This is a genomic window from Christiangramia qingdaonensis, from assembly GCF_048381525.1.
Classification (GTDB): domain Bacteria; phylum Bacteroidota; class Bacteroidia; order Flavobacteriales; family Flavobacteriaceae; genus Christiangramia.
The window spans coordinates 326,345-333,470 of record NZ_JBLWIM010000015.1 but is presented as its reverse complement, the minus strand read 5'-3'; the positions used below and the strand labels follow the sequence as shown (position 1 = coordinate 333,470).

The window sequence follows — 7,126 nt, the reverse complement described above, 5'->3', positions numbered from 1 at the left end:
TTATCAATTTTGCATTTAGAGGAACCTTTCAGAAGCCCTGCTATTTCTGGCTTCGCATGATTTCCTTAATGCGGGTGCAAATATAAAAACAATTTGTATTGTCACAAACTTTATTTTCTAAAATATTTATTTTGATTTCTTTCAATCCTTCTAATTAATATCTATATTGCCCGAAACTAACTAAATTAGAATGGAAGAAAAGACAAAATACGAAATGGAGTTTCCAATTCAAGCTTCTCCTTCGCTATTGTATCAATATATTTCAACTCCCTCAGGTTTAAGTGAGTGGTATGCAGATAACGTAAATTCCCGTGGGGAATTTTTTACTTTTATTTGGGAAGGTAGTGAGGAGAAAGCCAAACTAATGAGTAAGAAAAGCGATGAACGCATTAAGTTCAAGTGGGTTGAAGATGAAGATTCTCCATATTTTTTTGAATTAAGAATACAAGTGGATGATATTACTAAAGATGTTTCCCTGATGATCACAGATTTTGCTGAAGAGGACGAGATCGATGAAGGAAAAATGTTATGGGAAAATATGGTTTCAGATCTAAAACAGATATTAGGTTCGGCCTAGAAAAGTCTCAAGATAATAGTACCTTTGCCCCGTTTTAAACGGGGTTTTTTTTATGATCAATTTAAATGGTAATATAGTTCAGGATTCAGAAGCTAATCTTTCAGTTCTCAACAGGGGGTTTGCTTACGGAGATTCAGTTTTCGAAACTATTAGAGTTATTAATGGAAAAATAATGTTCTGGGAAGATCATTATTTCAGGTTGATGGCTTCTATGCGAATTATGAGAATGGAGATCCCATCCAGTTTCTCACCAGAATTCCTGGAGAAAGAAATTCTGAGCATCGTTGCTGAAAATGATCTTTTAGAAAAAGCTGCAAGAGTACGGTTTGCTGTTTACCGCGAAGAAGGTGGTTTTTATACGCCTGCAACCAGGGAGATCGCTTACGTGATGACGGTAATAGAGATGGAGAACTCGTTCTATCTTTTAAATACAGAAGATTACGAGATCGAATTATTTAAAGATCATTATGTGGGTAGCGGACTTTTATCAACGATCAAGTTGAATAACCGTGCGGTAAATGTTTTAGGAAGCATCTATGCTAAAGAGAATGATTATCACAACTGTTTGCTTCTGAATGAGAAAAAGAGCGTAGTGGAAGCTCTGAATGGTAATTTATTTCTAGTTTCAGGTTCCAAAATCAAAACGCCTCCACTTACAGATGGTGTTTTAAACGGAATTATTCGAAAACAATTACTTGAGATCATCAAGAAAACTGAAGATTACGAATTAGAAGAAGCTTCAATTTCGCCTTTCGAATTGCAAAAAGCTGATGAGCTCTTTATTACTAATATTGCGGTTGGTATTCAGCCAGTGTCGAAATATCGTAAAAAACACTACGACTCAGTTGTAGCTAAAAACCTGCTTAGTAAGTTAAATGTAAAAGCGAGGTTAGGCTAATTAGTTGTAAGAAGGGTTCTCTGGTGAGTTGGACCATAACATATATTCTCCACCTAATTCCAGCATTTTATCTTTCCAGAAAGAAGAGTAGGGCTTTTCAAGTAGGTCCTTGTTGTCCTCATTTGCAGTGACCACCCATGAATGAGAATTTAACTCGTCATCCAGCTGCTGAGCATCCCATCCAGAATATCCTAAAAAGAACTTTATTTGCTTATCTGAAATTAGATCTTTAGAGATAAGTTCCATCACAGCTTCGAAATTACCACCCCAATATATTCCATGAGCGATCTCAATACTATCAGGTATAAGATCGGGGATCTTATGAATAAAATACAGGTTGTCCTGTTCTACAGGACCGCCATTATAGACATCAAAGTTCCCTTTGATTTCAGGGATAAGATCTTTAAGTGTGAAATCAAGAATCTTGTTCAGGATGAATCCTACCGATCCGTTTTCGGAATGGTCGGCAAGTAGAACCACCGAGCGATTAAAAGAGACATCTCCAATTATGGATGGTTCTGCAACGAGAAGATGGCCTTTGGTTGGTTTCAACGCAATCATTTGTAGCAGTCTTTAGAACTAAACTATATTTTTTCTGTTAAAAATGCAATACATATCTAAAATTTTTAGATAAAAAAAAGCCTTCCCTGGGGAAGGCTTATGATATTTACAATGCAAATTATTAGTTCACAGCTTTTTGTAAATCAGCTCCGGCTTTAAATTTCACTACGTTTTTAGCAGCGATCTTGATAGTTTTTCCGGTTTGTGGGTTTCTTCCTTCACGAGCAGCTCTTTTAGATACAGACCAAGATCCAAATCCTACTAATGATACTCTATCTCCTTTTTTAAGAGATTTTTCAACGTTTTCTAGAAAAGATTCCAATGCTTTTTTAGCTGCTGCCTTAGAAATTCCAGCATTCTCAGCCATTGCGTCGATTAAATCTGTTTTGTTCATAATTTGAATTTTAAATTAATTGTTGGTTAAACATTCTGTTAAACTGGTTTACAAATTTATACGGATTTCCCGTCCACGCAAGTAATGACAAGGGAAAAGCCCATATTTGTTGATAACTCGGTTGATTTGTTAATAAAGATAATTGTTTTTTATTAAAATCCAACCAAATCAGCATTAATAAGGGTTTAGCGCATTTTTGCTTTTTCTGAAAATTTGAAGCCATTCAAAAGTGAATGAGTTTCCATTTTACGTTTTCCCGGTAATTGAATCTGTTTAATTTCAATGAATCCACCCTTTGCCGCAACCAACAATTGCTTTTCTTTTATAAGAACCTTTCCGTAGAAGTGATCATGTTCTTCATTATGGCTAATCACATCGTAAATTTTTACAGTCTGTTCCTGCGCATCACCATTATCTAAATAACACCAGGCAGAAGGGTAGGGATTGAGTCCGCGTATATGATTGTATATTTCATTTAAAGGTTTATCCCAATTGATCTTGGTATTCTCGCGATTCAATTTTGGAGCTTCTCTAAGCGTTCCGGAATCTTTCTGGGCAATTGGCTTAGTCGTTCCTTCAGAGATTGCCTTTAGTGTCTTTACAACCAGTCCTGACCCTTTGTTCATCAATCTATCGTGTATGGTCTCCAGGTTTTCATGTTCACCTATAACAACAGATTCTTGCATGATCATGGCGCCGGTGTCAATTTTTTCATCCAGAAAGAAAGTGGATATTCCAGTTTCTTTTTCACCATTCATTATCGCCCAGTTAATTGGAGCAGCTCCGCGATACTGAGGCAGTAAGCTCGCATGTAAATTGAAAGTGCCAAACTCAGGGTAGTTCCATACAGATTCAGGCAGCATTCTAAATGCTACGACTACCTGCACATTAGGATCGATTTGCTTCAACTCTTGTTGAAATTCTTCAGATTTTAGATTAGTAGGTTGAAGAACATTAAGTCCTTTAGAAACCGCAAAAGTCTTTACGGCACTTTCTCTTAACTTTCTTCCTCTACCAGCTGGTCTATCTGGAGCAGTAATCACTCCTACAACATTATAGCCGGCTTCAAGAATTGCTTCAAGGCTTTTCACTGCAAATTCCGGAGTGCCCATAAATACTATTCTGAGATCAGTCATTTATTGTTATTTTGTACTTGTTAGTTATCGTTTTTTCTAGAATGCCTCGCTCCACCAGTAATCGAATTACCTTCAGAACAGAGGATTCTTTATAGTTTAATAGAGAAGATATTTCTTTAGTGTCCAATGCCCTTGATTTTAATAGTTTTTGCAGCGCCAGAAATATTTCATTCATTTCATCTCGACTTAAAATATCAGTTTCAGCATTGCAAACAGAGCAACGGCCACATTTCTCAGGCTTAGTTTCTCCAAAATATTTCAGCAACTGTATCTGTTTGCAAACCTGATCATTCTGAACGAAATCGAGCACAGCCGATATCTTTTCTCTTTTTGTTTTATTGTATTTAGTAATAAATCCAGAAACAGGATTTATAGTGGATTCGTCTTCCCTGGGAACCAGAAAGGTAATGGAAGCATCATGTTTGGCAATCGAGAACTCTATAATTTCCTGTTGCTGTAAGTCTTCAAAAAGGCTCAAACATTCATTTTCCTGAAGATCTGCTTTCTCGGCTACAGATGACATATTAAAGTTCACCAGATTATCAAATACACCACCATAGTTTCTTAACAGGGTTCTTAAGAGGTGTGCATATTTTGGATTGTCATCAAGATAAATTTCCAGTTGATCCCCGCTCAATTTTATCATTATTTCAGTTTTCTTCTGAAACTGTTGAGACAGTCTAAGGACACTGCAACGATCTAATAATTGTAAGGCGTTATAAGTCTTACCTGAAATTAAATGATATTGATTGCAGAAGCTGGCAAAATTAAAATCATATACCTGATTTTCACCTTCTCCATATGCTATGCTGAAATAAGCGTTCAGTTTTCTATAGATAAATTTGACATCTTCAACAGACGCGAGATTGTTTATAAACTGATTCTTTAGTACTGGAATGTCGCCAGCATTCGTCAGTATAACGGCTTTAGAAATCTCTCCATCTCTACCGGCTCTTCCTGCTTCCTGGAAATAGCTTTCTAAACTTTCAGGTAGATCAATATGCACAACGGTGCGAACATCTGGTTTGTCTATACCCATCCCGAAGGCAGTCGTTGCAACCATTACACTGGTATCGTTGTTCATCCAGGATCTAAACTTTGTGGTTTTATCCTCCTTTTTCGTTCCGCCGTGATACGCAGCGGCTGTAATTCCATTTTTGTTTAGAAAGTCGGTGATCTCCCTCGTGGCATTCCGGCTTCTTACATAAACAATGGCAGAATCATTTCCCAGCAGCCTCGTTAATCGAAAGTATTTATCTTCAGTTTTGACAACCTCGTAATACAGGTTACTTCTTTCAAATGATTTCTTAAATACCGCCCTGTTCTTTAACTGGAGCTGTTCGCAGATATCTTCCACTACCATTTTCGTTGCCGTAGCCGTAAATGCTGCAACAGGTACTTCTGGTATAATTTCCCTAACTTCTGAAATATTACGGTATGCTGGCCTGAAATCATGTCCCCATTGAGAAATACAATGCGCTTCATCTACAGCGATCAGGTTTACGTTCATTTGTTTCAGTCGTTCCTTGACTATATCCTGCTGAAGCCTTTCCGGAGAGAGGTATAGAAATTTAAAATTTCCGAAGATGCAATTGTCAAGATTTCTATCCAGATCGGCATAGCTGATTCCGCCGGTGATGGCCATCGCTTTGATATTCCTTTTTTGAAGAGCCTGTACCTGATCTTCCATTAAAGAAATTAGTGGTGATACCACCACGCAAATTCCTTCTTTTATCATCGCTGGTACCTGGAAGCAGATAGACTTCCCACCGCCGGTAGGAAATAAGGTCAGCGTATCCTGACCAGCGAGGATAGCCTCGATCACTTCCAGCTGTGAAGGCCGGAATTTCTGGAAGCCCCAATATTTTTCTAGAATTTTTAAAGCTTCCGTTTGCAAAAGATTTATAGTTGGTTCAGTATAAATTTAGTTCTTTCTGCCACACTTGCTTTAGGAATTTCAATAGGACTATAGCCAAAGCGCCTGTAAGTGTCATACAAATGTTCTGAAATTCGTACAGCTTCTTCATAGGTTTCGTAACGCTCATTATCGCTTTTGTAGATATCCTTCCATGGTGGTAAGATAAAAACTTTATCATAGGCATGCTCCTCACAGGTCGCACTGAATATCTCAGGATAAACAGTGTCAAAATAATCCATATAGGCAACAACATCGGGCAATCCACGATCTAGAAAGATGCGATTCGCTGAGGAATTAGAAGCTTCCTTAAACTGATTTAATCTCCCTTCAAGTAATTTTTCACTGAATAGTAAGGGCTGCTCCAGAAAGAGCTGATCGATACCATCTCTTTGTGCTTCAAGGGTTACCTGCCTGGAGATCTCATGGATACAGTTTTCTCCTTTAGCTTCCAGTTCGTGTATGATGGAAGACTTTCCAGTACCGGGTCCACCGGTAATAACAATTTTCATAGTTTTCACCCGGCAAATTTCGGTAAATGAATTTGATTATAAAAATGTTGTCTTTCCTTGTATCTTTGTCATAAAAGAAGGAGAAAACTATGAGTGATTCGACAAATCCGGAGGAATTTTACGCAAAACTTAAAAAACAGCTTCAGGATACGGCAATGTGGCCTGCAGAATATCTTTACAAATTTATTGTTCCCACAAAAGGGGAGAAGGTAACACAGGTTGAAGATATATTTGATAATATGGGAGCTGTGATCAATACCAAACAATCTAAGAAAGGTACGTATACCAGTGTTTCTATTAACGTTAGGATGAAAGATCCTGATCATGTGATTGCTAAATATAAGGAGGTCGCTGATAAAGTTGAAGGGGTTATTTCTCTTTAATGATCGCACAATTGCGCTATTTTCTTGTCATTCTTACTGAATATTTAGTATTTTGCACGCAGGAGAAAACTTCTATTAAATTACCTAATTAAATCTCAATTTTGACAAACGCTTTAGAATATAACTCTGAAAGGAGTAAACTGATCATTCCTGAATATGGCAGACATTTGCAGAAAATGGTCGAACATGCTGTAGAAATCGAAGATGATAAAGAACGTAACAAAGTTGCTAATTCAATTATTGCTGTAATGGGTAATATGAATCCGCATCTTCGTGATGTGCCAGATTTTCAGCATAAATTATGGGATCAGTTATTTATAATAAGTGATTTTAAGCTAGATGTTGAGTCTCCTTTTCCAAAGCCGACGAGGGAAATGCTTACAGAGCGTCCTGAAATGCTTGACTATCCTGAGAATAATCCTAAGTACAGGTTCTACGGAAACAATATCAAGCGCATGATCGATGCGGCAAAGGATAAGGAAGAAGGTGATTTTAAAGATGCCCTGGTGATGACTATCGCCAATCATATGAAAAAATCTTACCTGAACTGGAATCGTGATTCTGTAGACGATGAAGTCATCATTAATCATTTAAAAGAATTGAGTGGTGGAAAGATCAATCTAAAAAATGCAGATGAGGATCTAACCCAGGCTTCAGAGCTTATTCGTGGAAGCGGATCGAACAAGAAGAAATACTCAAAAAACAAAAAGCATTCCGGCGGCCGCAAGCCTGGTCGTAAACGCCACTAAT

General features: G+C 37.5%; 9 protein-coding genes. 4 read left to right on the top strand and 5 right to left on the bottom strand.

Features of this window, described 5'->3' with window-relative positions:
- Positions 1–190: 190 nt before the first annotated feature.
- On the top strand, positions 191–577 hold the full coding sequence (locus tag ACNI3T_RS12895; protein WP_141877870.1) for an START-like domain-containing protein: 387 nt from the start codon (positions 191–193) through the stop codon (positions 575–577).
- A gap of 52 nt (positions 578–629) precedes the next feature.
- Positions 630–1,475, top strand: coding sequence for an aminotransferase class IV (locus ACNI3T_RS12890; protein ID WP_418228144.1), 846 nt, complete (start codon positions 630–632; stop codon positions 1,473–1,475).
- On the opposite strand, the gene ACNI3T_RS12885 is transcribed toward ACNI3T_RS12890, so the two are convergent.
- The 5 genes from ACNI3T_RS12885 to ACNI3T_RS12865 form a co-directional block, all read right to left on the bottom strand.
- Positions 1,476–2,036, bottom strand: a complete 561-nt coding sequence (locus tag ACNI3T_RS12885; protein ID WP_141877868.1) for a YqgE/AlgH family protein — start codon at positions 2,034–2,036, stop codon at positions 1,476–1,478.
- Positions 2,037–2,157: 121 nt separating this feature from the next.
- Entirely contained in the window at positions 2,158–2,430 is a 273-nt protein-coding gene (locus ACNI3T_RS12880) for an HU family DNA-binding protein (protein WP_006990442.1), read from the bottom strand.
- 185 nt (positions 2,431–2,615) lie between these two features.
- Entirely contained in the window at positions 2,616–3,566 is a 951-nt protein-coding gene (gene fmt / locus ACNI3T_RS12875; protein ID WP_418228143.1) for a methionyl-tRNA formyltransferase, read from the bottom strand.
- The gene (locus tag ACNI3T_RS12870) at positions 3,559–5,463 is read right to left on the bottom strand and encodes a RecQ family ATP-dependent DNA helicase (protein WP_418228142.1); all 1,905 of its coding nucleotides are present in this window, start codon (positions 5,461–5,463) and stop codon (positions 3,559–3,561) included. The genes fmt and ACNI3T_RS12870 overlap by 8 nt, the downstream gene beginning before the upstream one ends.
- A gap of 5 nt (positions 5,464–5,468) precedes the next feature.
- Positions 5,469–6,002: an AAA family ATPase gene (locus tag ACNI3T_RS12865; protein WP_418228141.1), complete on the bottom strand. Its 534-nt coding sequence runs from the start codon at positions 6,000–6,002 to the stop codon at positions 5,469–5,471.
- A gap of 80 nt (positions 6,003–6,082) precedes the next feature.
- Between ACNI3T_RS12865 and ACNI3T_RS12860 the strand changes: the two genes are divergently transcribed.
- Together ACNI3T_RS12860 and ACNI3T_RS12855 are read left to right on the top strand one after the other, a co-directional pair.
- A complete protein-coding gene (locus tag ACNI3T_RS12860) occupies positions 6,083–6,376 on the top strand; it encodes a DUF493 family protein (RefSeq protein ID WP_417921115.1) in 294 nt (97 codons plus the stop codon).
- 101 nt (positions 6,377–6,477) lie between these two features.
- Positions 6,478–7,125: a DUF4290 domain-containing protein gene (locus ACNI3T_RS12855; RefSeq protein WP_322300348.1), complete on the top strand. Its 648-nt coding sequence runs from the start codon at positions 6,478–6,480 to the stop codon at positions 7,123–7,125.
- Position 7,126 lies beyond the last annotated feature (1 nt).